17 protein-coding genes, 1 tRNA gene and 2 pseudogenes are annotated in these 26,944 nt (G+C 67.7%); 11 read left to right on the plus strand and 9 right to left on the minus strand.

Features of this window, described 5'->3' with window-relative positions; translation table 11 throughout:
* The first annotated feature begins 14 nt into the window (after positions 1-14).
* Positions 15-380, plus strand: a pseudogene (locus tag CVUC_RS01775) (acetyltransferase).
* A 67-nt stretch (positions 381-447) separates the two neighbouring features.
* Here the strand turns inward: CVUC_RS01775 and CVUC_RS01780 are convergent.
* From CVUC_RS01780 to CVUC_RS01795, 4 genes are all read right to left on the minus strand, one after another.
* Positions 448-2,103, minus strand: coding sequence for a hypothetical protein (locus CVUC_RS01780; protein ID WP_096032747.1), 1,656 nt, complete (start codon positions 2,101-2,103; stop codon positions 448-450).
* 258 nt (positions 2,104-2,361) lie between these two features.
* Positions 2,362-3,912, minus strand: a complete 1,551-nt coding sequence (locus CVUC_RS01785; protein WP_096032746.1) for a tryptophan halogenase family protein — start codon at positions 3,910-3,912, stop codon at positions 2,362-2,364.
* 9 nt (positions 3,913-3,921) lie between these two features.
* A complete protein-coding gene (locus tag CVUC_RS01790) occupies positions 3,922-5,454 on the minus strand; it encodes a tryptophan halogenase family protein (protein ID WP_096032745.1) in 1,533 nt (510 codons plus the stop codon).
* 226 nt (positions 5,455-5,680) lie between these two features.
* The gene (locus CVUC_RS01795) at positions 5,681-8,794 is read right to left on the minus strand and encodes a TonB-dependent receptor (protein WP_096032744.1); all 3,114 of its coding nucleotides are present in this window, start codon (positions 8,792-8,794) and stop codon (positions 5,681-5,683) included.
* A gap of 650 nt (positions 8,795-9,444) precedes the next feature.
* On the opposite strand from CVUC_RS01795, the gene CVUC_RS01800 reads away from it, so the two are divergent.
* The 4 genes and pseudogenes from CVUC_RS01800 to CVUC_RS20185 all read left to right on the plus strand — a co-directional run.
* Positions 9,445-10,488 (plus strand): LacI family DNA-binding transcriptional regulator, encoded by a 1,044-nt coding sequence (locus CVUC_RS01800; protein ID WP_096032743.1) that lies wholly within the window; start codon positions 9,445-9,447, stop codon positions 10,486-10,488.
* Between the two features lie 63 nt (positions 10,489-10,551).
* Positions 10,552-12,828: a beta-glucosidase family protein gene (locus CVUC_RS01805; RefSeq protein WP_096032742.1), complete on the plus strand. Its 2,277-nt coding sequence runs from the start codon at positions 10,552-10,554 to the stop codon at positions 12,826-12,828.
* 170 nt (positions 12,829-12,998) lie between these two features.
* Positions 12,999-13,922 carry a Gfo/Idh/MocA family protein gene (locus tag CVUC_RS01810; RefSeq protein ID WP_096032741.1) on the plus strand — a complete coding sequence of 308 codons (924 nt, stop codon included), beginning with the start codon at positions 12,999-13,001 and terminating at the stop codon, positions 13,920-13,922.
* Between the two features lie 11 nt (positions 13,923-13,933).
* Positions 13,934-14,053: pseudogene (locus CVUC_RS20185) on the plus strand (hypothetical protein); the annotation flags it as partial.
* 22 nt (positions 14,054-14,075) lie between these two features.
* Here CVUC_RS20185 and CVUC_RS01815 read toward each other — a convergent pair.
* The 3 genes from CVUC_RS01815 to CVUC_RS01825 form a co-directional block, all read right to left on the minus strand.
* Positions 14,076-15,668 carry a fatty acid--CoA ligase gene (locus tag CVUC_RS01815; RefSeq protein WP_096032740.1) on the minus strand — a complete coding sequence of 531 codons (1,593 nt, stop codon included), beginning with the start codon at positions 15,666-15,668 and terminating at the stop codon, positions 14,076-14,078.
* A 104-nt stretch (positions 15,669-15,772) separates the two neighbouring features.
* Positions 15,773-16,711: a copper resistance protein B gene (locus CVUC_RS01820; protein WP_096032739.1), complete on the minus strand. Its 939-nt coding sequence runs from the start codon at positions 16,709-16,711 to the stop codon at positions 15,773-15,775.
* Complete coding sequence (locus tag CVUC_RS01825; protein WP_101685782.1) at positions 16,708-18,393, minus strand: copper resistance system multicopper oxidase; 1,686 nt, start codon at positions 18,391-18,393, stop codon at positions 16,708-16,710. The genes CVUC_RS01820 and CVUC_RS01825 overlap by 4 nt, the downstream gene beginning before the upstream one ends.
* A 45-nt stretch (positions 18,394-18,438) precedes the next feature.
* Between CVUC_RS01825 and ybaK the strand changes: the two genes are divergently transcribed.
* Both ybaK and CVUC_RS01835 read left to right on the plus strand, forming a co-directional pair.
* On the plus strand, positions 18,439-18,915 hold the full coding sequence (gene ybaK, locus CVUC_RS01830) for a Cys-tRNA(Pro) deacylase (protein WP_010918847.1): 477 nt from the start codon (positions 18,439-18,441) through the stop codon (positions 18,913-18,915).
* Positions 18,916-19,178: 263 nt separating this feature from the next.
* Positions 19,179-19,255, plus strand: a tRNA-Met gene (locus CVUC_RS01835).
* Positions 19,256-19,283: 28 nt separating this feature from the next.
* On the opposite strand, the gene hutC is transcribed toward CVUC_RS01835, so the two are convergent.
* Positions 19,284-19,991, minus strand: a complete 708-nt coding sequence (hutC, locus tag CVUC_RS01840) for a histidine utilization repressor (RefSeq protein ID WP_096032737.1) — start codon at positions 19,989-19,991, stop codon at positions 19,284-19,286.
* Positions 19,988-21,367: a formimidoylglutamate deiminase gene (locus tag CVUC_RS01845; RefSeq protein WP_096032736.1), complete on the minus strand. Its 1,380-nt coding sequence runs from the start codon at positions 21,365-21,367 to the stop codon at positions 19,988-19,990. Before CVUC_RS01845 ends, hutC begins: the two co-directional genes overlap by 4 nt.
* Before the next feature lie 84 nt (positions 21,368-21,451).
* Between CVUC_RS01845 and hutI the strand changes: the two genes are divergently transcribed.
* From hutI to hutU, 4 genes are all read left to right on the plus strand, one after another.
* Entirely contained in the window at positions 21,452-22,657 is a 1,206-nt protein-coding gene (gene hutI / locus CVUC_RS01850) for an imidazolonepropionase (RefSeq protein WP_096032735.1), read from the plus strand.
* On the plus strand, positions 22,642-24,180 hold the full coding sequence (gene hutH / locus CVUC_RS01855) for a histidine ammonia-lyase (RefSeq protein ID WP_096032734.1): 1,539 nt from the start codon (positions 22,642-22,644) through the stop codon (positions 24,178-24,180). Before hutI ends, hutH begins: the two co-directional genes overlap by 16 nt.
* A gap of 135 nt (positions 24,181-24,315) precedes the next feature.
* Positions 24,316-25,137 carry an N-formylglutamate deformylase gene (gene hutG / locus CVUC_RS01860; protein ID WP_096032733.1) on the plus strand — a complete coding sequence of 274 codons (822 nt, stop codon included), beginning with the start codon at positions 24,316-24,318 and terminating at the stop codon, positions 25,135-25,137.
* Positions 25,138-25,275: 138 nt separating this feature from the next.
* Positions 25,276-26,940, plus strand: a complete 1,665-nt coding sequence (gene hutU / locus CVUC_RS01865; protein ID WP_096032732.1) for a urocanate hydratase — start codon at positions 25,276-25,278, stop codon at positions 26,938-26,940.
* Positions 26,941-26,944: the final 4 nt, after the last annotated feature.

The following is a 26,944-nucleotide window of genomic DNA, read 5'->3' on the forward strand; positions in this document are numbered from 1 at the left end:
CTTCATCTCCGGTGATGGGGCGGGTGAACTGGGTCAGAGGATACGGTTAACAGGCTGCGGAACGGCAGAACTTCAAACTGAGATGGAGACGCGCGACGCTCCTGCCAAGCCCGCCACAAGGTGTGCGGTTGCGCGTTCATCGGATCGCGCGCCGACTTCTCGCCCTTGCCGGGCGAGAGCTGGGCGCAGCCCTCCTGGCCGACGCCCTGCGGCGGATCGCCGTGGCCTCCCAGAGCATCGGCATCGGCGCGGCGCCGGTCCAGGCCAAGGACGGTGCCGCGAGGCGCTTCTACCTGCGCTGCGCCGAGTTCGAGGAATATCCGGAGGAGAGCCGGACGCTGTACCTGCCGATTGAGACGGCGGCGGCGGCGTTTGGGTAGGTGGGTGTTGGTGCAGGGTGTAGTTCCGGTTGGCTCCGGCGCTATACTGGCAAGTCTAGGATCGAAGTTAGGCTTGGCTTCGCCGGTGCTGCACGCGACGTGCGTTTATGGCGGACTCGGCGGCAATGCGCTCAAGCGCCTCATCGGCACGGATTCCAATAGTCTGCTCCGGGCTTCCTACAGGACCGCGATGCCGAAAGCGCAAAGCCTCGCGGGTGGCTCGGTCGAGATCGTCCCCCCGTAGGGCCTTGAAGAGATTGTAGTAATCGTCCGCAGAAAGCGTCGCGAGGTATGCTACGTAGCTTTCGCTCCAGCCGCGATTGCGGCTGATTTGTACCAACAATTCCCCAGCGTCGTACTGCTCAGGACCCATCGCGGCGTATCTCTGCGCGAAAAGGGCCAAAACGTCCGGGTCCCGTAGATCACCTCCGAACGGGTATTCCTGGATATTCCAGAAATCGCGACGCTCATTTCGATTGGCGACGTAGTACTCGACGAGCTCGCGACTCTGCTCCGGCCGGCCGAGATCCTTAAACAGCCTTGCCGTTCCATCCACGTTAAGTGGGCTAATCGCTGCGATTGAAGACTTAAAGGCGGCGTACGTCTCGTCGAGCACGGCCTCTGCGTCGTCGTCGAACGAGTCATGATAGCGGCGCCATGCTTGGCTGAACGAGCTGTCCTGATCCTCAAGCTGCAGCTGGGCCTCTTTAGCCTGCCCTTTTTCGCGCAGCACTACTTCGTCAAAGTAGCCGCGCTCAACACCATCCAAGATGGGTAGATCAAACTCGTCAACCCTACCGAATTCGTAGTCTGTCAGCAGCCCACGCCAAGCGGGGTCGCTCACTGGGCCCTCGCCCCCTGCAATATCTTCGACCTGATTGTACTTGCGAATGAAGGCCAAGCTTGGCGCTATGTTGGGCTGGTACTTCGCGTATGCGAAGAGCGTCATCGAGTGGATAGCTTGTTTGAGCACTCGAGCATCGCGATCCCCGATTAGGATCTCCAGCCTGCGTGCGTGCCGCTCGATGCGCTTGATAACCCTGATATTCGTGATGCGGAGAAGTGCGCAGTGCTTCGACAGGTCGCCGGCAAAACTCGTCGTGGGGTCGACGCCGACGTCGGCGGCCTCTTCGGGGGTCGGGTCGAAAGAAATGACGGTATCGGCCACCTTCTCGATCTGGGCGTCGAAGCTAGACTGGTCGGCACCAAGTTCTTCGTAGTTCAGAAGCAGGACGACCTTGCAACGCTTCTGCTCCTTCAGCTCGGAGATCAGTCCCAGAACATCAATTTTGGACAGCCCTGTTCCGGCACGCTCCAAGTCGTCGATGCAGATAATCTGCTCTTTGAGCATCGCGAACATGAGGCGTTCACCGAGGGGAGCGTAGTCCTTCGCCTGAGGGATCAACTTCGCAAGTTTCGCGAGGCCGCGCGCTCCCTGTTCCGCCATCTTGCCAAGCGAGTCCATGTTCGGACCATTTTTGTCACCGACCGGCACGGTGTTCTCGACAATCGCGCTGCGAACGTCTGATAGCGAGTTCTGACCGAAGAGAGACACGTACGAATAACGGGCGACCGAGACCGCATTCATCTTCGCAGCTATGTCCAGGTAGTGGTTCCAAGCGAACGTCTTTCCGACACCCCATCGCCCGCGGATGCAAAGGACCTCGGGGTCCGATGAGGCCAAAAACCGGCTAATCTCCGCAGAGGCCAGCTTGATAGACATGTCCGCACCTTTCGCCCGCTCTAGTGGCCCCAGTCCCCTGACTCCATTGAACTGACATCAGTCGGCAAAGCTCTGATCTCGTCCAGCCCGCAACGAATTTGTGAACGGTCTGCGGAAGAGCCTGATCAGTGTCCCGGGCGCTGATTGTCGCTACTGAACCGAACTCTACAGGTAGAAATCGGCCATAGCGGTTCTTCCTTAGACCCTGCTCGACATAAGCAGCCGGGCTGAAGGTCCGCTTGCTGAAGGGATGCCCCCCTAAGCCACCGCCCCAAACGGCGCGACCACCGCTTCCGGCTTCGGCGCCGGGCAGTGCTTCTCCAGAAACTCCCCATGGCTCGGCAGGCCCGCCACCTGGGCCGCCAGGATCGGGGCGGACTGGTCCAGGGTCTGGGTGATGACGTCGTAGGGCGCGGTGTCGACCAGTTGCTGGTAGCGGCGCGGGCGCACGCCCATGCCCTCCATCACCGACTGCCAGGACGGGTTGCGGAACATGTCGTCGACGCCTTCGCGCAGCACGCCCTGGGCCTGGAACAGCGCCATGCGCTCTTTCAGGCTGTCGGGGATCGGGGCGTTGCGGACGTCGCGCCAGAACGGGGTGTCGTCGCGCTGCGTGGTGCAATAGTGCAGCACGATGAAGTCGCGGATTTCCTCGTAGTCGGCGGTCATGCGGCGGTTGTACTCGGCCGCCAGAGCCGGGTCGAAGTCGCGGTCGGGGAAGAACCGCAGCAGGAAGTCCATGCCGCGATAGATGAGGTGCAGGGCCGTCGACTCCAGCGGCTCGATGAAGCCGCCGGCCAGGCCCACGGCGACGACGTTCTTGTGCCATAGGCGCTGGCGCATGCCCGTCTTGAAGGCGATGAACATCGGGTTCATCAGCATCTGGCCCTCGACGTTCTCAACGAGGGTGGCGCGGGCCGCATCGTCGCTCAGATGCCGTGAGCTGAACACATAGCCGTTGCCGGCCCGGTGCTGCAGCGGGATGCGCCAGCGCCAGCCGGCGTCTTCGGCCTTGGACACGGTGTAGGGGTGCGGCGCGCCGACGTTTTCGGTCTGCACCACGACGGCGCGGTCGCACAACAGCATGTCGGACCAGTCGTTGAACGGCACGTCCAGGGTCTTGCCGATCAGCAGCGAGCGGAAGCCCGTGCAGTCGATGAAGAGATCGCCCTCGACCTCGCGGCCGTCCTTCATGATCACCTTGGCGACCGAGCCGTCGGGGTGGGTGACCACGTCGGTGACGATGCCCTCGGTGCGCTTGACGCCCCGGGCCTCGGCATAGTCGCGCAGGAACTTGGCCACCAGGCGCGCGTCGACATGCAGGGCGTAGCTGGCCCCGGCGATCAGGGTGCGCTGGGCCTTGATGGGCGGGATGAACTTCCACTGGTCGGCCATCACCGTGCCGGGGGCGAAGTCCTGAAGGTTGGAGGGGTGGCCGTTGGCCTTGGCGCGCAGCCAGCACTGGTAGAACTCGTGCGGGCCGATCGGGCCGCCGATGGCGCCGAACGGGTGGTAGTAGCGCTGGCCCTTCTGCTTCCAGTCCTCGAAGCGGATGCCCAGCTTGAAGCTGGCCTGGGTGGCCTGGATGAATTCGCGCTCGTCGACGCCCAGGCTGGCCAGCAGCTGCAGGAACGGCGGGATGGTCGACTCCCCTACCCCGATGGTGCCGATCTCCTCGGACTCGATCAGCTCGACCGCGCAGCCGCCGTTCTGGAAGTAGTGGCTGAGCATCGCCGCCGAGATCCAGCCGGCCGAGCCGCCGCCGACGATGACGATCTTGCGAAGCGCGTTGGGGTGGGTGGTGGTCATGGTCTTGTCCTACTCCGCCGCGCTGGAGGCTTGGGCCTGCGCGGGACGGCAATACTGATCCAGGAACGCCTGGTGCGGCGGGGCCGAGGCGACGACCTCGCGTACGGCCTTGCGCATTTCGGCCAGCGGGGCGCTGAGCGCCTTGGGGTCGACGCCGTCCAGGCTGGGATCGACCGCCTGCGGCAGCAGCTCAAAGCCCGCATAGATCGCCATCCAGCTGGGCGGGGCGAACATCTCCCAGCGATAGCGCACGAAGTGACCGCGCCCGAGGAAGAGGTCGATCTTGCGCTGCAGCGTGTCAGGCAGGGTCACGGCGTTGCAGTCGCGCCAGAAGGCGGTGTCGCCTCTCTTGTTGGCCCAGTAGTGCAGGATGATGAAGTCGCGCACGCGCTCCATCTCGCGGCGGGACCAGTCGTTGAACTCGTCGGCCAGTTCGGGCGCGAAATCGCGGTCGGGGAACAGCGCCTTGATCTTCTCGACGCCCGTCTCGATCAGGGCGATCGAGGTGCTCTCCAGCGGTTCGAGGAAGCCGGACGCGAGGCCCAGAGCGATGACGTTCTTGTTCCAGACCTGCTCGCGGCGGCCGGGATTGAAGCGGATCAGGCGCGGTTCGTGCAGCAGCGGATCGGGCACGGCGGCCTTCAGCTCGGCCAGGGCGTCCTCGTCGCTGAGGTGGCGCGAGGAGAAGACATAGCCGTTGCCATAGCGGTGCTGCAGCGGGATGCGCCAGCGCCAGCCGGCGCTGTGGGCGGTGACGTCGGTATAGGGCGGCGGGTCGCCCTGCCCCTCGCTCTGCACGGCCCAGGCGCGGTCGCAGAAGAGAAGGTCGCTCCACGACTCGTAGCCGGTGTGCAGCGCCTCCTCGATCAGCAGCCCCCGGAAGCCCGAGCAGTCGATGAAGAGATCGCCCTCGACGCGCGCGCCGCCTTCCAGATCCAGCGAGGCGACGAAGCCGTCTTCGGGGCGCAGGTTGACCTTGGTGATCTTGCCCTCGATCCGGCGCACGCCGTTGTCCTCGGCCACCCGGCGCATCAGTTGGGCGAAGAGGCCCGCATCGAAGTGCAGGGCCCAGTCGAAGACCGACAGGGTCGAGGTCGGGTTGCGCGGCGGGGCCATGAACTTGCCGGCGGCGGCCAGCGACGCGCCCAGCGAATAGTCGGCGATGTCGGTGGGCTCGCCCGCCTGGGCCAGCTTGCGCCAATAGTGGTGGAACGGAACGCCCCGCAGGTCCTGGCCGAAATGGCCGAAGGGGTGGATGAACGAGGCGCCCTCGCGCAGCCAGCCGTTGAAGCGGATGCCCAGCTTGCAGGTCGCTTGCGTCGCCCGCATCACCTCGATGTCGGACAGGCCCAGTTGCTGGTAGAAGCCGCGAATGGTGGGGATGGTCGCCTCGCCGACCCCGACCGTGCCGATGTCCTCGGACTCGACCAGGGTGATCTCCAGCGGACCGCCGTGGAAGTGCCGCCGCAGGGCCGCAGCCGCCATCCAGCCGGCGGTGCCCCCGCCGACGATCACCAGCTTGCGGATCCGATTATCCTGCATGGTCGCTCCCGGTTCCGGCTCTGTGTCCGGCTTGTCTTCAGGCTAGCGGCTGCCGCCCGAACCGGACAGGCGCCGTCTCCCTAAAAAATTGGCCGCCGTGGGGGTTCCACAGCGGCCGCAGGAGGTGAGAGGGGGACTTGAGCGTGGCCGCCACGCTCAAAAATGCTCGAGATCGCGCCTGTTGATCCGCTTCTGATGTTTCCATCAGAAGCGGACAGGCTCTCGCCTACCAGCGCGCGCGGATACCCAGCGTGTAGCGGGGCTCGAACTCGTTCTGATTGGCGTACTGGGTCTTACCCTTGGCGAAGCGCAGGTAGTAATCCTCGATCTCGCCCGTGACGTTCGACCCGTTGAAGTAGACGGTGACGTTGTCGCGAACGTTGTAGCTGACGTTCACGTCCACATAGCCCGTGGCCTTCTGCATGATCGGGATGACCGCGTTGCCGCCGCCGCCCATCGTGCCCGACAGACGGTCGGTCCGGTAGTTGTAGGCCACGCGGGCCTGCAGCTTCTCGTCCTGGTACCAACCCACCAGGTTGAACTGGTGCTTGGAGTTATCGAAGAACGGGATCTCGTTGCCTTCGAGGTCCAGACGGCTCTCGTGGCTGGGCGAGTAGGTGTAGTTGCTGTCCACGCCGAAGTTCGAGATCACGCCCATGTCGGGCAGGACGTCGCTGAAGGCGACCTTGGCGCCGACTTCCAGACCCTTCACCGAACCGCCGTCGCCCTGGACGGGCAGGCTGACGTTCACGGTGCGGCGGATGACGCCGTCCTGGTCGGGGAAGCGGCCCGTGGTGGTGCCGCCGGTCACGAAGCTGTCGATCTTCAGCTGGAAGGCCGAGATGTTCAGCATCGAGGCGCGACCGAAGTAGTACTCGATAGCGCCGTCGAAGTTCGAGGCTCGCCACGGATCCAGGTTCGGGTTGCCCGAGGCGGCCGCGCCGGTGACGCAGCGGACGTTCGGCAGGGCCGCGCCGCAGTCGGCGGTGAAGATCGACAGACCGCCGCCGTAGTTGCCCAGATCCAGCGGTTGCATGGTCTTGGCGTAGGCGAAGCGGAACTTCCAGTTGTCGTTGACGTCGTAGACCGCGTTCAGCGACGGCAGCCAGTCGGTGTACTTGCGCTTGCTGACCGAGTCGCCCGCATCGGCGTTGGTGTCGCCGTAGTTGCGGGTGTCGCCCGTCAGGTTCTGCTTCACATTGAGCTCGGTCTGGATCACGCGCAGGCCAAAGTCGCCGTGCAGCTTGCCGATCTCGAAGTTGGCCGCGCCGTAGGCGCTCTGCTCCTTCATGGTCACGTCATAGGTCTGGCCCGGAACGGTGACGCGGATGGCGCCGCCGAACACCTTCTTGTGGAAGGCCTCCGCGTCGTCGAAGTCACGCGGATCGATGGCCCAGAAGCCTGGGATGCCCGAGGTCACGCCGCCCAGGTCATCGACCCAGATGGTGTTGTTGTAGGTCGTCAGCTTGGTCGGACGGTTGACGGTGTAGCCCTGGAACACCGGCTTGCCGGTGATCGGATCGGGCACGAACTCGCCGGCCTGGCACTGGTTCTGGCTCATGACGACGTCGATGGCCTTCCACTGGGCCTCGCAGCCACCGGCCGGGATGGCCGAGCCGTTGGCCTGCACGGCGCCGGGAACGCCGCCGTAGAAGCCCGAGAACAGGTGGAACTGCTCGACGCTGACCGAACGGTCGCTCTGGCGAACGCCGGCGTCGATCTTAGTGATGAAGCCCAGGAACTTGTCGTCGAAGCGATAGTGGCCTTCAGCGCGGAACACGTTCATGTCCGAGCTGACTTCGTTATTGCCTTCGGACGAGAACGCGCCGATCGCGTAGCTGTCCTTGTTGGCCATGTAGTCCTTGAGCGACTTGCCCGCGCCCAGGCCGCCGGTGATCGGACGGTCAAAGCCGCTCCACACCGGGTGATCGCCGCTGATGTTGTAGTGCAGCTGCGGGTTCTGACCGTAGCCTTGCGGGTTCGGGTTCAGATAGCAGCCGCCGGCGCTGCCGACGACGGCGTTGCTGCGCTGAGCCGCCGGATACTGGTCGCAGATCGACTTCGGATAGAACGGACCGCGCGTGCGGTCGTTGGCGTCGCGGAACAGCGTGAAGCGGTTCGGACCGTACTGCCAGTTCGACAGATCGCCCTGGGCCTGGCCGTTCATGCTGAGACGGTCGCCGCTGGCGCGGATGGCGCGGACTTCCGAGGTGAACGGACCGCCGTTGTCGTACTTGAGTTCGAGGTTGTAGTTCTTGGACTCCGACTTGGTCGTGCGGTTGACCGAGAACGAGTTCACCCACCAGGCGTCGATGTCGTATTCGTCGACGGCGGCCCACGGACGGCCGTTGGCCGGGCTGTTGACGCCGGTGTTTTGCGAGACCGTCGGCTTGGTCCAGTTGCCGAACGCGCCGCCGTCCCAGCGGTTGGAGATGTTGATGCCGGCGCCGCGGTTGTATTCGTCGAGCTTGGCGTAGAAGCCTTCGGCGATCAGGGTGAAGCCTTCGCCCAGGTCAGCCTGGAACGAGGCGTTGACGCCCAGACGCTTGCGCTCGACCACGCGGTTGAAGCTTTCGAAGCCGTGCGGCGAGACGAAGTTGGTCGCGGCCGAACCGCCCCAGTCGTTATTGCCCGACAGGCCGACGACGCCCGAGGAGTTGTTGCCGAGATTGGCCTTGCTGCCGGCGGCCGACAGCATCAGGCCGACGCGGTCGTTGCGCCAGTTGACGACGCCGTTCAGCAGGTAATCGTCTTCCTTGGTGCGCTCGCCGCGCTGGGCTTCGGCCGCGCCCGTGAGGGTGAAGCCGTTCTTGAAGTCGAACGGACGACGGGTCTTCAGGTCCAGCGTGCCCGAGATGCCCGACAGGGCGTTGCGCGGGTTGGTCGACTTATAGACCAGCACCTGGTTCATCAGCTGCGAGGGCACGTCCAGCAGGTTCGGCTGAGCCGAGCCCATATTGCCGGCGCTCAGGTACTGTTCGCCGTTCAGCAGGGTGATGACCTGGGCCAGACCGCGGATGTTGACCGTCGCGCCTTCGCCGGCGTTGCGCTGGATCTGCACGCCCGAGATGCGCTGCAGCGAGTCGGCGATGGTGACGTCCGGCAGCTTGCCGATGTCTTCGGCCGAGATCGCGTCGACGATCGCGGCTTCCTTGCGCTTGAGATCAACCGATTTCAGTTGCGAGCCGCGGACGCCGGTGACGACGACCTCCTCGACCTGCGTGTTGTCGGCGGCTTGCTGGGCGAAGGCCCCGCTGGCCAGGGCCAACTGCGACGCGCCGGCGACCAGCGCCAGCGTCAGTCCGCGCTTGAGCACGGATTTCCTTGCTTCCTGTGACAATTGCTCGCTCCCCAGAGTAGATCGTTCTTATTGGCCGCTCGACCGCGCCTCGGGCCGCCGCTCTGTTGACGGCTGACGAGACCCGGCGAGGCGTTTTCTGGCTTGCCCAGCCGCGTGTCCTGCGACTGTCCAAATCCCTCGGCGGCCCCGGCGCCCGGACGTCCGATTCCAGCCCCGCGCCTTCACCGAACGCTGGCACAATCCGGAAATGTCCCTATCAAGTCAACAAGAATGTCAACGTTGTCATTTCTCCGCCAAGGCGACTTCCGAGCACCCAGCAACCCACGAAGACCTTCCCTGCAAGCAATGATAACGCTACCACTAATAGAGTGGCCCCAGGATCAAACGCTGTATTTATTAGACTTTTTATATGGCGCTAGTAGGCGCAAAATGGCCGGAAACGACGTATCAGCGCCGCCCATCAAGCTGCGCCGGCGACGCTCCGCCGAGCCACTTCAGCGCCCCTGACGTCCCCGTAAATGTCCTGAAATTTGTCTTACTCATCGCCATTTTTGACCTGTTTTTGTCCTCAAGACATGACACAGTGGACAACATGGACTATGGCTTGAGGCCTTCGCCGCCTTGCGGACGCCGCCTTTCGCTGGTGGGGTGCGCGCCTTCAAACGGGCGGTGAGCGGGCACGGGGACCTATGACGACGATCAATGACGTGGCCGAGCGGGCGGGCGTCTCGCCCAAGACCGTTTCGCGCGTTCTCAACGATCATGAGAGCGTCAGCGCCAAGACGCGCGATCGCGTCCGCACGGCCATGCAGGACCTCGGCTACCAGCCCAGCGCGGTGGCGCGCAGCCTGCGCTCGCAAGGCTCCGGATCGGTCGGCGTGCTGATGGGCGATCCGTCGGGCGGCTACCACACGCGCGTCCATCACGCCCTCCTGGTGGCCTGTGTCGAGACCGGCCGCCACCTGTCGGTCGACCTGTCCGAAGGCCCCATCCCCGGCTGGCAGGATCGCGTCCGCGCCTTCGTCCGCGACGGCGGCATCCGCGAGATGATCCTGCTGCCGCCGGAATGCGATTTCGGGCCGATGAAGGAGCTGATGCGCGAGCTGGACGTGCGCTGCGTGCTGATCACGCCGACGACGCCCGACCCGCAGTTTCCCGCCATCGGCATGGACGACCGCGCCGCCGCGCGCGAGGTCGTCGAGCACCTGTTCTCGCTGGGGCACACCCGGATCGGCCACATCGCTGGCCACCCGGACCACGCCGCCAGCACCCACCGCCGCAACGGCTTCTTCGAGGCCTATGCCGCGCGCGGCCTGCCCCGCCCCGCGCCCGAGCTGATCGTGCAGGGCGAATTCACCTTCAAGACCGGGCTCGAAGCGGCCAAGGCGCTGCTGGACATCGACAACCCGCCGACGGCGATCTTCGCGGCCAATGACGACATGGCGGCGGCGACCTGCATGGAAGCCCAGCGACGCGGCCTGCGCATTCCCGACGACCTGTCGGTGGTCGGCTTCGACGACGCGCCGATCGCCGGGGTGATCTGGCCCAGCCTGACCACCATCCGCCAGCCCTTCGAGCAGATGGCCCTGCGCGCCATGCAGACCTTCGCGGCGTGGAACGCCAACGAGGGTGCGGGCAAGACCAACACCCCTTTCCTGGCGCAACACAGCCTGGTGGTGCGCGAGTCCACCGGTCCGGTCCGGACCGACGCGCCGCCCCGGCGCAAGACCTGATCCCTGCCCCGCCGCGGCCCGAACGCCGCGCGGGGCCTCTAAGAAGAACACCACGGAGGAAACATGATTTCGACGACCTTGCGGAGCCTCTCGCTGGCCCTGCTGATCAGCGCCTCGGCTTCGGCGCTGAGCGTCGTCCCCGCCCTGGCCGACGCCGCCAAGCCGGCCGCCGCGCTCGCGCATCCGTGGATGGACAAGAGCCTGGACGCCGACAAGCGCGCCGATCTGGTGCTCAAGGCCATGACCAATGATGAGAAGTTCACGCTGATCTTTGGCTATTTCGGCGCCGACATGAAGCCGAAGTACACCCGCATTCCTGAGTCCCTGCCGGGCTCGGCCGGCTATGTCGCGGGCGTGCCGCGCCTGGGCATCCCGGCCCAGTTCCAGACCGACGCCGGCGTCGGTGTCGCCACCCAGGGCAGCGCCAAGGAGTTCCGCGAGCGCACCGCCCTGCCCTCGGGCATGGCCACCACCGCGACCTGGAACCCCGAACTGGCCTTCAAGGGCGGCGCGATGATCGGCAAGGAGGCCCGTGACTCCGGCTTCAACGTGCAGCTGGCCGGCGGCGTGAACCTGGTCCGCGAGCCGCGCAACGGCCGCAACTTCGAATATGGCGGCGAAGATCCGCTGCTGGCCGGCGTGATGGTCGCCGCCCAGATCCGCGGCATCCAGTCCAACAACATCATCTCGACCATCAAGCACTATGCGCTGAACGCCCAGGAGACCGGGCGCTTCGTGGTCAGCTCGAATATCGACGACACCGCCGCGCGGATGTCCGACCTCCTGGCGTTCCAGTTCGCGATCGAGCAGTCGGACCCGCACTCGGTGATGTGCGCCTATAATCGCGTCAATTCGGTCTACGCCTGCGAGAGCGACTGGCTGCTCAACACGGTCCTGAAGAAGGACTGGGGCTACAAGGGCTATGTGATGTCCGACTGGGGCGCGGCCCACTCGTCGGCCAAGGCCGCCAACGCGGGCCTTGACCAGGAGTCGGCGGGCGACGCCTTCGACAAGCAGCCGTTCTTCGCCGCGCCGCTGAAAGCCGATCTCGCCTCCGGCGCCGTCAGCCAGGCCCGCATCGACGACATGGCCCGCCGCGTCCTGCGCGCGATGTTCGCCAGCGGCGTGGTCGACCACCCGCTGACGGGCGCGCCGATGGCTCTGCCCGCCGAGACCCTGGCCGCCCACGCCAAGATCACCCAGGCCGACGCCGAGGAAGGCATCGTCCTCCTGAAGAACGACGGCGGCCTGCTGCCCCTGGCCAAGACCGCCAAGACCATCGCCGTGATCGGCGCCTATGCCGATGTGGGCGTGCTGTCGGGCGGCGGCTCCTCGCAGGTCTATCCCGTCGGCGGCCGCGCCGTGCAGGGCCTGGAGCCCAAGACCTGGCCGGGTCCGGTGATCTACTATCCCTCGTCGCCGCTGAAGGCGATCGCCGCCCGCTATCCCGGCGCCAAGGTCGTCTATGACGACGGCACCGATCCGGCCCGCGCCGCCAAGCTGGCCGCGTCCAGTGATCTCGCCCTGGTCTTCGCCGACCAGTGGACCACCGAGTCGGTCGACGTTACGACCCTGAACCTGCCCAAGAACCAGGACGCGACGATCGACGCCGTGGCCTCGGCCAACAAGAAGACGGTCGTCGTGTTGCTGACCGGTGGCCCTGTGCTGATGCCCTGGCTCGACAAGGTCGGCGCTGTGGTCGAGGCTTGGTTCCCCGGCACGGCCGGCGGCGAGGCCATCGCCCGTGTCCTGACCGGCGAGGTCGACGCCTCAGGCCGCCTGCCGGTGACCTTCCCCAAGAGCGTGGCCGAACTGCCGCGCCCCAAGCTGGACGGTCTGGGCAAGCCCGATGGCGAGATGTTCGACGTCGACTACACGCTGGAAGGCGCCGCCGTCGGCTACAAGTGGTACGACCTGAAGAAGATCGAGCCGCTGTTCGCCTTCGGCCACGGCCTGTCCTACACCCAGTTCGCCTATTCGAACCTGACGGCCAGCGCGTCCGGCGACAAGCTGACGGTCAGCTTCGAGGTCAAGAACGTGGGCCAGCGCCCCGGCAAGGACGTGCCGCAGGTCTATGTCGGCCCCAAGGCCGGTGGCTGGGAGGCGCCCAAGCGCCTGGCCGGCTTCCAGAAGGTTTCCCTCGCCCCCGGCGCCAGCCAGCGCGTGACCGTCACGGTCGATCCGCGCCTGCTGGCCGTGTGGGACAGCAAGGCGCACGGCTGGTCGATCGCGGCCGGCCAGTACGACATCGCCCTGGGCGCTTCGTCCCGGGCCATCGCCTCCACCGCCCAGGTCACACTGGCGGCTCGGAGCCTGCCGGTTTCCCCGGCGGCGAAGTAGTGAGCGTCCGGTAGGCGGCTGCACGCCTCCCGCCGTTCCCTGCGTCTCTTCCCCTCTCAAGGAGCGTCGCCATCCGCGACGCTCCCTTTTTTTGCCCGTCGGTTTGCCTCGCGCCATTGATCGCATAATTAGGGCCACCGCCCTGTCGCGGCGAAGGGGAGACAAGCAGCGTGATCCGCATCGGCCTCGTGGGCCTGGGCAAGATCGCCCATGACCAGCATCTTCCCGCCCTCGCCGGGGATCCGCGTTTTAGCCTGGTCGCGGCCGCCAGCCACGGCCGCCCGACCCACGGCGATTTGCCGGTCTTTCACGATATCGACGACCTGCTGGCCAACGGCCCCGCCCTGGATGCCGTCGCACTCTGCACCCCGCCGCAGGTCCGGCGCGAGACGGCGCTGGCGGCCCTGCGCGCGGGCAAGCACGTCTTTCTTGAAAAGCCGCCGGGCGTGACGGTCGGCGAGGTGCATGAACTGGCCGCCGTCGCCCGCGACCAGGGCGTGACCCTGTTCACCAGCTGGCACTCACGCTTCGCGGCCGGCGTGCCGCAGGCCAAGGCCTGGCTGGCGGAGCGGCGCTTGCACAAGCTGGCCATCGAATGGCGCGAGGACGTCCGGCGTTGGCATCCCGGCCAGGCCTGGATCTGGCAAGCCGGCGGCATGGGCGTCTTCGATCCGGCCATCAACGCCCTGTCGATCCTGACCGAGATCATGCCCGCCGAGGTGTTCGTCACCGGCGCGAAGCTACAGGTCCCCGAAAACGTCCAGGCGCCGATCGCCGGCCATGTCGACATCACCACCCTGGGCGGCGTGCCGATCACCGCCGATCTCGACTTCCTGCAGACCGGTCCGCAGACCTGGGACATCACCGCCTGGACCGACGACGGCGTGCTGAAGCTGTCGCTGGGCGGGGCCGAGCTGACGATCGACGGGGCGCCCGTCGCGGTCGGCGAAAATCGCGAATATCCCGGCCTCTACGATCGCTTCGCGACCCTGATCGCCGAGGGGCGTTCGGAGGTCGATGTGCGCCCGCTGTCGCTGGTGGCGGATGCGTTCCTGGTGGGGGATCGCGAGCGCGTCGAGGCGTTTGTGGAGTAGGCGTTTAGAGCGCCCCCTCCGTCTCGCTGCGTATCCGCAGCGATCCACCTCCCCCGCAAGCGGGGCAGGAAGGGTGCAGTGTCCTCCTCACCCGTGAAACGGGGGAGGTGGCGCGCGGCGCAGCCGCGTGACGGAGGGGGCGCTCGACAGACCCTAATTCACCTGCCGCTCCCGCCCCTCCCAGTACGGAGCCCGCAGCTCCCGGCGCAGGATCTTCCCGGACGCATTCCTCGGCAGGGCCGGGATGAAGTCCACGCTCTTGGGCGCCTTGAAGTGGGCGATGCGGGTGCGGGCGAAGGCGATGATGTCGTCGGCGTCGGGCGTGACGCCGGGCTTGGGCGCGACCACAGCCTTGACCGCCTCGCCCCACTTGTCATCGGGCACGCCGATCACCGCCACCTCGGCCACGTGCGGGTGGCCATAGACGGCGCTCTCGACCTCGGCGGGATAGATGTTCTCGCCGCCCGAGATGATCATGTCCTTCACCCGGTCGTGGATGAACAGATAGCCGTCCTCGTCCAGATAGCCGGCGTCACCGGTACGCAGCCAGCCGTCGGCGTCCATGGTCTTGGCGGTGGCCTCGTCCAGCTTCCAGTAGCCGGCCATGTTGGCGCTGGACCGCACGGCCACCTCGCCCACCGTGTTGGCCGGCAGGCTCTTGCCGGCCTCGTCGATGATCTTCAGCTCCACGCCGGGCATGGGCAGGCCCGCGGCGCGCATGCGCTTGTTGCCGGCCGGATCGTGGTCCTCCGGCGGCAGGTACACCACCGTCCCCGTCGTCTCGGTCATGCCGTACTGCTGGACGAAACCGCAGCCGAACACCTCCATGCACTCGCGCAGCAAGTCGAGCGGAATGGGCGCGGCACCATAGAGGATATGAGTCAGGCGCGAATAGTCGACCTCGCGCGCCCTTGGCAGCCGCACCACGATCTGCAGCGCCGCCGGCACCATGAACATCTTGGAGATGCGATCCTTCTCGATGAAGTCCAGCACCTTGGTCGGGTCGAACTCGCGGGCGACCACGCCCTTGGCGCCGTTGATCAGGCCCACTAGACCCCAGCCGGTGCCGCCGATATGGGCGACCGGCATGGCCACCAGGCTGACGTCGCTGGGGCCCCACTGGTTCCATTCCAGCGGGTTCTTGGCCGCCTCGCGCCGCATGCCCAGAAGGTTGTGATGGGTCAGCATCGCGCCCTTGGGCCGTCCCGTGGTGCCCGAGGTGTAGAGCTGGATGGCGATGTCCGAGATCTGGATCGGCTTATGCGGATCAGCCGCGCTGGCCGCATCGCGCCAGCCCTCGAAGGTTTGGTAGTCGCCGGCGTCTTCGGGCTCCATGGCGATCACCACGGGCCGATGGGTCAGCTCGGCGGCGACCGCGTCGACATGGTCGATCAGCTCGCGGCCGACAAAGACCAGCTTGGCCTCGCTGTCGCCGACGATATAGGCGATCTCCGGCGCGGCCAGGCGCCAACCGATCGGCGTCGTCACCACCCCGGCCTTGGCGGCGCCGAGCAGCAGCTCGAAATAGTGGTCGCTGTTCTTGCCGACATAAGCGATGCGGTCGCCGGTCGACAGGCCGGCCGCCAGCAGGGCGTTGGCCACCTGGTTGGTATGCCGGTCCAGCTGCGCGAAGGTCGTCTCGCGCCCCTCGAAGCTGAAGGCCACCGCGTCGGGCCGCGCCTCGGCATGATAGCGCGGCACGTCGCCCAGGGTGTTCATGCGGTCGAAGTCGATCGCGTCGGACATCCAGCCTGTCTCCCTCGTTCGCCGGCTCTGCGTCCGGTCAAACAGATGTTGGGACAGGTTGACCCGGGCGGCAAGCTATCCTTTACGGGAGGCTGACCGGCCGCCTACCGCCAGGCGCTGACGCCGATCACCACCGCCGTCGCTCCGGCGCGCTCGCCGGCCTCCCGCGCGGGGCCGAACGCCCGCTCGCGCACCACGCCGACATAGGGCGCGAACTCGCGCTTGATCTCGTAGCGCAGGCGCAGGCCGCCCTCGAGCCGCCCCGCCCCCGCCTCGGCCAGATCGGCCTCCAGGCGCGGTTGCAGGATAAGCCTCTGGGTCAGGCGCAGGTCATAGGACGCCTCGGCCCGGGCCGAGACGTCGCCGCGATCCGAGACATAGGCCGCGCCATGCAGCTCGAACCAGTAGGGCGCCAGCCCCTCGAAGCCGACGGCGGCGTAGGCGCGCCCCTTGGGCGCCAGGTCGTAACGCACGCCCGCCTGCAGGTCGAAATAGGGACCGATCGGCCAGGCCTTCAGGCCCTCCAACTCAGCCTTCTCCCAGCCGTGGCCGTCGACATGCTCGCCCCGCGCCTTGACCACCCACTTGCTGGCGTCAGTCCCCCACCAGGCCTGGCCTTCAAAGGCCTGAGCGTCGTCGCCCTTGCGGAAGCGCTGCTCGGCCACGTCGGCGCGGACGATCCAGGCCGTTCCGCCGCCGTGCTCCTTCATCAGCTGGGCGCGGGCGGCAGCCATCACGGCCGGGCTGTAGAAGCGCTCGGCCGCGTGGTCGGTCGGGATCGGCGGCGGCGCAGTCGTTGCGGCGGGGGTCGCCGGCATCGCGTGATGCATGTGGTGGCCGGCGTGTGGATCGGACTGCGGGGCGGCCTGTTCAGGTCCAGGCATCTTGTGACCTGCATGCGGATCCGCCGGGGCGAGCGCCGGTGGAGGCGCCGAGGCCGGAGCCCTGTGATGGGCGTGCGGGTCCGCCGCCTGAGGCGCGGGCGCGCTCACCGGCGCGGCCGGGGCTTGGTGATGATGCTCGTGCTGCAGGTCGACGATCACGCGGCGGCTCCATCGAGCGGTCGCACGGTGACGACGTTGAACATCCCCGCATGCATGTGCAGCAGCATGTGGCAGTGGAAGGCCCAGTCGCCGGGCTCATCGGCCGTCAGGTCGAAGGCGACCTTGCCGCCGGGCGCGACATTGACCGTGTGCTTCAGCGGCTGGCGTTCCTGACCGTTGACCAGCTCGAAGAAGTGACCGTGCAGGTGGATCGGATGGGCCATCATGGTGTCGTTGATCAGCACCACCCGCGCCCGCTCATCGCGCTGGAAGGCGATCGGCTTCTTGAGCGGTCCGAACGCCTCGCCGTCGAACGCCCACATGAAGCGCTCCATATTGCCGGTCAGGTGGATCTCGATCGTCCGCCCCGGCGCTCTGGAGTCCTTGGGCGGATAGAGGCTGGCGAGGTCCGCATAGGTCAGCACCCGATGGCCTGCGTCCTCCAGCCCCTGCGGCGGCTCGGCCATCCGGTCCATCGGCATCGGCGAGATCGTCTGCACGCCCGGCGTCAGCGGCACGTTCGGGGCGTTGGACTGGGCCCGCATCGACATGTCCATGCCGGGCATATCCATCCCATGGTGCATGTTCCCCATGCCCATGTCCTTCATGTTGGCCAGCGGACGCCGGCGCAGCGGCGGAACAGGGGCGGTCATGCCCAGGCGCGGCGCCAGGGTCCCGCGGGCCATGCCCGACCGATCAGAGGCCTCGGCCACCAGGGTGAAGGCCTTGTCTTGCGTGGGCCGCACGATGACGTCGAAGGTCTCGGCGGGGGCGATCTGGAACTCGTCCACGGTCACCGGCGAGACCAGCTGGCCGTCGGTTCCCACCACCTCCAGCGACAGGCCCGGGATACGGACGTTGAAGATGGTCATGGCCCCGGCGTTGATGAAGCGCAGCCGCACCCGCTCGCCCGGCGTGAACAGCCCGGTCCAGTTGTCGCCCGGCCCGTGGCCGTTCATCAGATAGGTGTAGATCGAGCCCGTGACGTCGGCGATGTCGGTGGGGTCCATCCGCATCTGGCCCCACGCGACCCGATCCTTCAGCGACTGGTCCTGGCCCTTGAGCAGCCCGGCGACGGTCTGCTTTTGCATGTTGAAGTGGCCGGCGCTGACCTTCAGCTTCCGGAACAGTTCGTGCGGATGCAGGAAGCTCCAGTCCGACAGCACGACCACATGCTCGCGGTCATAGGCGACCGGGTCCTCGCCGGCCGGGTCGATGATCATCGGCCCATAGTGGCCCATCTGCTCCTGCAGGCCCGAATGGCTGTGCCACCAGTAGGTGCCCGACTGGCGGATCGGGAATTCGTAGGTGAAGGTCTCGCCCGGCTTGATGCCCGGGAAGCTGACGCCCGGCACGCCGTCCATCTGGAACGGCACCAGAAGGCCATGCCAGTGGATCGAGGTGTCCTCGTCCAGGGTGTTGGTCACCGACAGCCTGACGTTCTGCCCTTCCTTCAGCCGGATCAGCGGCCCGGGGATCGCGCCGTTGACGGTCACGGCATGGCCGGCCTTGCCGTCGATCTTCGCCATCGTGTGGCCGACCGTCAGCTTGATCTCCTCGCCCGACAAGGCCGGCGGCGAGCGCTCGCCGCTCTGCGCCATCGCCCAGCCCGGCAGCAGTCCCGCTGCGCCCAAGGACAGGGCGCCTTGCAGCAAAGTCCGTCGATCAAAAGCCGTCATCACCGATCCATATTCCAACACCCGAACCACTTGGGTATCACGCGAGCCATGTCCAAGAGCACCCCCGCCACGATCGCCCTGACCAAGGCCGGAGTCGCTTTCGATCTCTATACGTACGACTACGACCCTGGATCGGAGCGCGTAGGCCTGCAGGCCGCCGAGGCCCTGGGCGAAGACCCGCGCCGGGTGCTCAAGACCCTGATCGTGATGCTGGACGGCAAGCCCGCCTGCGCCATCCTGCCCTCCGACCAGGAGGTCAGCATGAAGAAGCTGGCCGCCGCCCTGAAAGGCAAGTCCGCCGCCATGGCGCCCGTGCCCGACGCCGAGCGCATCACCGGCTACAAGGTCGGCGGCGTCAGCCCCTTTGGCCAGAAGAAGCGCCTGCCCACGGTGCTGGAAGCCGCCGCCCTGGCCGAGCCCTATGTGTTCCTCAACGGCGGCCAGCGGGGTTTGCAGGTGAAGCTCGCGCCGGCTGATGCGGTGAAGGCGCTAGGCGCGGTGACGGCGGCGATCGTGGCGGAGTAGCGCTGGCGCACGCCGTTCGTCCGCCGGATACCTACAAGACGCAGAGACCGTAAAACCCGTGTCATCCCGGCCGCAGCGCGAAGCGCGGAGCGCCGGGACCCAGGGGCGGCTGGCACGGTGGTCTTTCACCCCCTGGGTCCCGGCTCTACGCTACGCTTCGGCCGGGATGACACACCAGAGAAGCGGACGATTGTCACGGAAGGCCAAGCGCAGGCGCTTGAAATCTGGCCCGCTCTTCGCCTATAAGCCGCGCCTCCTGGTCTGGCTGGGTAGCTCAGATGGTTAGAGCGGTGGATTCATAACCCACAGGTCGGCGGTTCGATCCCGCCCCCCGCCACCAGGACCGACATCCCAACAGTCCTCGCCGCTCACGCCCCCGGCCCGAACCGCGCCACCAGGTCGTAGGCCTCGCCCGGGAAAATCTGCCGCACGCGCGTCACGTTCTGGCCCTCGCGCCAGGTGCGGCGATCGACGACGAGGCAGGCCGCGCCTTCGTCCAAGCCCAGCAGCTGAGCGTCGTCGGCGTCGGCGTTGACCGCGCTGATCCGGCTCTCGGCTTCGGTCCAGGCCACGTGCTCCAAGAGCCAGGCGCCGGGCGGGGTCTGCGCGAAATCAGCCTCGGCGATCTCGGGAACGGCCTTCAGCGAGACCAGGCGGCGCTCCAGGGCGAAGGGCCGGCCGTCCGCGTCGTGAACCCCGTCCAGCGCCAGCAGCTTGCCGCCGGCCGCCAGCGCGACCTCTTCGGGGCTGCCGCGGTCAGCGCCCCGCACCGTGCGCGACAACAGACGGAAGGCGTAGGTCTCGCCGCGTGCGACGATCTCGGACTGGATGTCGGGGATGTTGAGCACCGGCGCATGCACGCGCGGCCGCGCCACGAAGGTGCCGGCCCGTTTGCGCCGCACGATCAGTCCGGCGTCCACCAGAGCGGCCATCGCCTTGCTGACCGTCATGCGGGCGCAGCCATAGTCGGCCATCAACTCGGTCTCGAACGGCACGCGGTGACCGGGCGGCCACTCCCCGGAGCGGATGCGAGCCTCGATGTCGGCGCGGATGCGCTGATGCAGCGGTCCGGTCACGCCAGCAGGGCCTTCAGGGTCTGGACGTAGCGGGTGGTGATCGCCTCGCGGGCGTGATGGCGACCGCCCGACACCAGTTGCCGACCCTGCCGCCAGACGGTGTCGATCCCGCCCCCGGCGAAGACCAGGCTGTCGATCAGGGTGTCGCCCGCGCGGCCGACCAGGTTCGGATGGCTGGGATCGAGGGTGACGAAGTCGGCCGGCGCGCCACGACGCAGCTCGCCACGGCCTGCGCCCAGCGCCTGGGCGCCACCCAGCGCCGCCGCGCGCCAGAGGTCGCCGCCGGTCGCGCGGCGCGGGCCGCTCGCCAGGACGTTGCGGGCCCGGCGCGACAGGCGCTGGGCGTATTCCAGGGTTCGCAGTTCCTGCGCGGCGTCGATCACGATGTTGGAGTCGGTGCCGATTCCGAAACGTCCGCCAGCGGCCAGATAGTCCGGAGTCGGGAAGATGCCGTCGCCCAGATTGGCTTCCGTCACCGGGCACAGGCCCGCCACCGCCCCGCTCTTGGCCAGGCGTTCGGTCTCGGTGGCGTTGATGTGGGTGGCGTGGATCAGGCACCAGCGCTGGTCGACCTCGGTGTGGTTCATCAGCCAGCGCACCGGGCGCTGGCCGGTGGCGGCCAGACAGTCGTCGACCTCCTTGGTCTGCTCGGCCACGTGCATGTGGACCGGCCCACCGGCGGCCAGCGGCAGGATGGCGGTCAGCTCCTCGCCCGTCACCGCGCGCAGGCTGTGCGGCGCGATGCCGACCACCGCCTCGGGCAGGTCGGCGACGATCCCCCGGCAGGCCTCGACCAAGCGCGCAAAGCCGTCGACGTCATGAATGAACCGCTTCTGGCCGTCGGTCGGCGGCAGGCCGCCGAAATTGCTGTGGGCGTAGAACACCGGCAGCAGGGTGAGACCAATGCCGGTCTCATCCGCCGCCGCCGCCATCCGTACGGCCATCTCGGCGGGGTTATCGTAGAAGCCGCCGTCGGGGGCGTGGTGCAGATAGTGGAACTCGCCCACCCGGGTGAAGCCACCCTCCAGCATCTCGACCTGACCCATGGCGGCGATGGCCTGGGCCATGTCGGGGTCGAGCCGCGCGAGGAAGCGGTACATCACCTCGCGCCAGGTCCAGAAGTTGTCACCGGTCTCGCCGCGCGTTTCCGCCAGACCCGCCATGGCGCGTTGGAAGGCGTGGCTGTGCACATTGCCCAGGCCCGGCAGGGCCGGACCCAGGCGCAGGGCGTCTCCGGCCGGGGCGTCGGTGTCGATCCGGGCGATGCGGCCGTCGGCGATCGTGAACTTCACGCCCCGGGCCCAGCCGTCCGCCAGCAGCGCGCTCTCGCACCAGACCACGGTCGAAACGGACTCGGGAATTTGCGTGTCGGTCACTGGACAAGCCTCATCGTTCGCAAATATGTCTATACATATTGAAGCGCGCCGCAAGGGCCGCGCGGTGCTGGCGGAGGCAGGCTCATGCGCTGTGATCGGGTGTGGATCAACGCCCGTCTCGCCACCCTGGCGCCGGGCCGCCAAGGGCTGGGGATCGTCGAGGACGGCGTCGTCGCCTGCCTGGGCGGGCGCATCGCCTATGCCGGCCCCGCCGCCGACGCCCCGACCTTTGAGGCCGCCGAGACGATCGATCTCGACGGCCGCTGGATCACGCCTGGCCTGATCGATCCGCACACCCACCTCGTCTTCGCCGGCGACCGCGCGCATGAGTTCGAGCTGCGCCTGGCCGGCGCCTCTTACGAAGAGATCGCCCGCGCCGGCGGCGGCATCGTCTCGACCATGCGCGCCACTCGCGCGGCCTCCGAAGCTGAGCTCATCGCGGCCGCCCTGCCGCGCCTCGACGCCCTGCTGGCCGAGGGTGTCACCACGGTCGAGATCAAGTCCGGCTATGGCCTGTCGCTGGACGACGAACTCAAGAGCCTGCGCGCCGCCCGGGCGCTCGCCGACATCCGCCGAGTAGCCGTCACCACCACCTTCCTGGGCGCCCACGCCCTGCCGCCCGAGTATCGCGACGACCAGGACGGCTATGTCGACCTGGTCTGCCAGACCATGATCCCGGCCATCGCCGCGCGCGGCCTGGCCGACGCGGTGGACGGCTTCTGCGAAGGCATCGGCTTCTCGCCTGAGCAGATCCGCCGGGTGTTCGACGCGGCCAAGGCCCACGGCCTGCCGGTCAAGCTGCACGCCGAGCAGCTGTCGAACCTGTCGGGCGCGGCGCTGGCCGCCGAATACAATGCGCTCTCGGCCGACCACCTCGAGCATCTGGACGCGGCCGGGATCGCCGCCATGGCCGCCTCGGGCACGGTCGCGACCCTGCTGCCCGGCGCCTACTATTTCACCCGCGAGACGCAGGTCCCGCCGATCACGGCCCTGCGCGCGGCGGGCGTGCCGATGGCCCTGGCCACCGACTGCAATCCCGGCACCTCGCCCCTGACCTCGCCGCTGCTGGTCATGAACATGGCCGCGACCCTGTTCCGGATGACCGTCGAGGAGTGCCTGGCCGGCGTCACGCGCGAGGCCGCACGGGCGCTGGGCCTGCTGCACGATCGCGGCACGCTGGAGGCCGGCAAGGCTTGTGATCTCGCCATCTGGGACGTCGAGCGTCCCGCCGAACTTGTCTATCGCATGGGGTTCAACCCGCTCCATGCGCGCGTGTGGAGAGGCCTTTGACCCAGCTTGTTCTGAACCCCGGCGCCGTGTCGCTGGCCGAGTGGAAGGCGATCTATCGCGGCGCGTCGGCGCGACTGGCCGAGACGGCGTGGCCGGTGATCGCCGAGAGCGCGGCGGCGGTGCAGCGCATCCTGGCCAAGGGTGAGCCGGTTTACGGCATCAACACCGGCTTTGGGAAACTGGCCAGCGTCCGCATCGGCGACGCCGACCTTGAGACCCTGCAGCGCAACATCGTCCTGTCGCACGCGGCGGGCGTGGGCGAGCCCTCGCCCGTCCCGGTGATCCGCCTGATGATGGCCCTGAAGCTGGCCAGCCTGGCGCAGGGCGCCTCGGGCGTTCGGGTCGAGACGGTGCGGATGCTGGAGGAGATGCTGGTCGAGGGCCTGACCCCGGTGGTGCCCTGCCAGGGCTCGGTCGGCGCCTCGGGCGATCTGGCCCCGCTGTCGCACATGGCCGCGACCATGATCGGGGTCGGCGAGATCTTCGTCGGTGGTCAGCGTCTGCCGGCGGCGCAGGCCTTGGCGGAGGCGGGCCTAGAGCCCCTGACCCTGGGTCCGAAGGAGGGGCTGGCCCTGCTGAACGGCACCCAGTTCTCGACGGCCAACGCTCTGGCGGGCCTGTTCGAGGCCGAGCGCCTGTTCCAGTCGGCCCTGGTCACCGGCGCGCTCTCCACCGAAGCCGCCAAGGGCTCGGACACCCCGTTCGACCCGCGCATCCACACCCTGCGCCGCCACGTCGGCCAGATCGAGACCGCCGCTGCGCTTCGCGCGCTGATGAGCGCCTCGGAAATCCGCGCCTCGCACCTGAAGGAGGACGAGCGCGTCCAGGACCCCTACTGCCTGCGCTGCCAGCCGCAGGTGATGGGCGCGGCGCTGGATATCCTGCGTCAGGCCGCCACCACCCTGGCGACCGAGGCCAATTGTGTGTCGGACAATCCGCTGATCTTCCCGGAAGCGGACGAGGCGCTCTCCGGCGGCAACTTCCACGCCGAGCCGGTGGCCTTCGCCGCCGACATGATCGCCCTGGCGGTCTGCGAGATCGGCTCGATCGCCGAGCGCCGTATCGCCATGCTGGTCGACCCGGCGCTGTCGGGCCTGCCGGCGTTCCTGACGCCAAAGCCGGGTTTGAACTCAGGCTTCATGATCCCGCAGGTCACGGCCGCGGCCCTGGTGTCGGAGAACAAGCAGCGGGCCTATCCGGCCAGCGTCGACTCGATCCCGACCTCGGCCAACCAGGAAGACCACGTCTCGATGGCCGCCCACGGCGCGCGCCGCCTCTTGGCCATGGTCGAGAACGCCGACGCGGTGCTGGGCATCGAACTGCTGGCCGCCGCGCAAGGTTGCGACTTCCACGCGCCGCTGCGCTCCGGCGCGGCGCTGGAAGCGGTGCGGGCGCTGACGCGGAGCAAGGTTCCGCACCTGACCGATGACCGCCACTTCCACCCGGACATGGAGGCGGCCAATGCGCTGGTGCGCTCGGGCGCGGTGATCGCGGCGGTGGGTGCGTTGCCGGGGGTTTCGTAGGATGGCGCTCCCCAATTTGTCATCCCGGGCGCAGCGAAGCGGAGACCCGGGACCACAACAGGCGCCTGCGCTTCCGGCGGTCCCGGCTCGGCGCGCTTCGCGCTTGGCCGGGATGACAGGGCTTGGAGCGTGAGGATGAGCTGGCTCCAAGTCACCCAGGGCCAAGCCCCGCTCATCATCTCCCTCCCCCACACCGGCACGGACATCCCGGCCGACATCGAGGCCCAACTCGTCTCGCCCTGGCTGGCCCGCAAGGACGCCGACTGGTGGGTCGAGCGCCTCTACGCCTTCGCCGAGAACCTCGGCGCGACGATCGTTCGCACGGCGATCTCGCGCACGGTCATCGACGTCAATCGCGACCCGTCCGGCGCCTCGCTCTATCCCGGCCAGGCGACGACGGAGCTTTGCCCGACCACCACCTTCGACGGCGAGCCGCTCTATCGCGACGGCCCGCCGGACGCGGCGGAAATCGACCACCGCCGGACGACCTGGTTCGAGCCCTATCACGCCGCCCTGCGCGCCGAGATCGAACGCCTTCGCGCGGTGCATCCCACCGTGGTGCTGTACGAGGCCCATTCGATCCGCTCGCGGGTGCCGCGCCTGTTCGAAGGTGAGCTGCCGCAGTTCAACCTTGGCACCAACAGCGGCCAAAGCTGCGCCGACGCCCTGACCGCCGCTGTGGAGGCGGCCTGCGACGCCTCGGGCCTCAGTCGCGTCACCAACGGCCGCTTCAAGGGCGGCTGGACCACGCGCCACTACGGCCGGCCCGTCACCGGCGTCCATGCGATCCAGATGGAGCTGGCCTGTCGGGGCTACATGGACGATCCCGCCGAGCCGCCCACGCCCGACACTTGGCCCACGCCCTTCCACGCCGCCCGCGCCGAGCCGCTGCGGGCGGTGCTGGAGGCGGTGCTTGGGGCGTGTCTCGATTTCGCCAGTTCCTCTCCTCCCTCGTGAAACGGGGGAGGTGGCGCGGCGCGGATACGCGCCGTGACGGAGGGGGCGTCCCCGCCGCAAGCGCCCCCTCCACCGCTTCGCGGTCCCCCTCCCCCGCATGCGGGGGAGGACGCTGATACCGAAAGGCACGCACACGACATGACCCGCCGCGACACCACCCGCGTCATCCGCCCCGCCACGGGCCCCGAGCGCACCTGCAAATCCTGGCTGACCGAAGCCGCCCTTCGGATGCTGATGAACAACCTGCACCCCGACGTCGCCGAGCGGCCGGAGGAGCTGGTCGTCTATGGCGGCATCGGCCGGGCCGCCCGCGACTGGGAAAGCTATGACAAGATCGTCGAGACCCTGCGTCGTCTGGAGGACGACCAGACTCTCTTGGTACAATCCGGCAAGCCCGTGGGCGTGTTCCGCACCCATGCCGATGCGCCGCGCGTCTTGATCGCCAACTCCAACCTGGTGCCGCGCTGGGCCAGCTGGGAGCACTTTAACGAACTGGATCGCAAGGGCCTGGCCATGTACGGCCAGATGACCGCCGGCTCGTGGATCTATATCGGCGCCCAGGGCATCGTGCAGGGCACCTATGAGACCTTCGTCGAGATGGGCCGTCAGCACTATGGCGGCGATCTCTCGGGGCGCTGGCTGCTGACGGCCGGCCTGGGCGGCATGGGCGGCGCCCAGCCGCTGGCGGCGGTGATGGCCGGCGCCGCGTGCCTGGCGATCGAGTGCCAGCCCTCGTCGATCGAGATGCGCCTGCGCACCGGCTATCTGGACCGCTCGACCGACAAGGTCGACGAGGCCCTGGCCTGGATCGCGGAGTCCTGCGCGGCCAAGACGCCGATCTCGGTGGGCCTCTTGGGCAACGCCGCCGAACTGTTGCCCGAGCTCTTCAAGCGCGGCGTGCGTCCCGACCTGCTGACCGACCAGACCAGCGCCCACGACCCGGTCAACGGCTACCTGCCCGCCGGCTGGAGCCTGGAGCGCTGGCACGCCATGCGCGACCAGGACCCGCCGCAGGTGGCCGAAGCCGCCAAGGCTTCGATGGCCTTGCACGTCAAAGCCATGCTCGACTTCCAGGCCGCAGGCGTGCCGACCGTCGACTACGGCAACAACATCCGCCAGATGGCCCTGGAGGAAGGCGTGACCAACGCCTTCGACTTCCCCGGCTTCGTGCCCGCCTATATCCGCCCACTGTTCTGCCGGGGCGTGGGTCCGTTCCGCTGGGCGGCGCTGTCGGGCGATCCCGAAGACATCGCCAAGACCGACGCCAAGGTCAAAGAGCTGATCCCGGACAATCGGCACCTGCACAACTGGCTCGACATGGCCGGCCAGAGGATCAAGTTCCAGGGCCTGCCGGCGCGCATCTGCTGGGTGGGCCTGGGTGATCGCCACCGCCTGGGCCTGGCCTTCAACGAGATGGTCGCCAACGGTGAGCTGAAGGCCCCGATCGTCATCGGTCGCGATCACCTGGACTCCGGCTCGGTCGCCTCGCCCAACCGCGAGACCGAAGCCATGCGCGACGGGTCGGACGCGGTGTCGGACTGGCCGCTGCTGAACGCGCTGCTCAACACCGCCTCGGGCGCCACCTGGGTGTCGCTGCACCACGGCGGCGGCGTGGGCATGGGCTTCTCGCAGCACGCGGGCATGGTCATCGTCTGCGACGGCACCGAGGCGGCCGCCAAGCGCGTGGCGCGCGTGTTGTGGAACGATCCGGCCACCGGCGTCATGCGCCACGCCGACGCGGGCTACGACATCGCGCTAGCCTGCGCGCGGGAGAAGGGCCTGGATCTGCCGGGCATTCTCTGAAAGC

Origin of the sequence: Caulobacter vibrioides, assembly GCF_002858865.1 — a bacterium.
Lineage (GTDB): Bacteria > Pseudomonadota > Alphaproteobacteria > Caulobacterales > Caulobacteraceae > Caulobacter > Caulobacter vibrioides.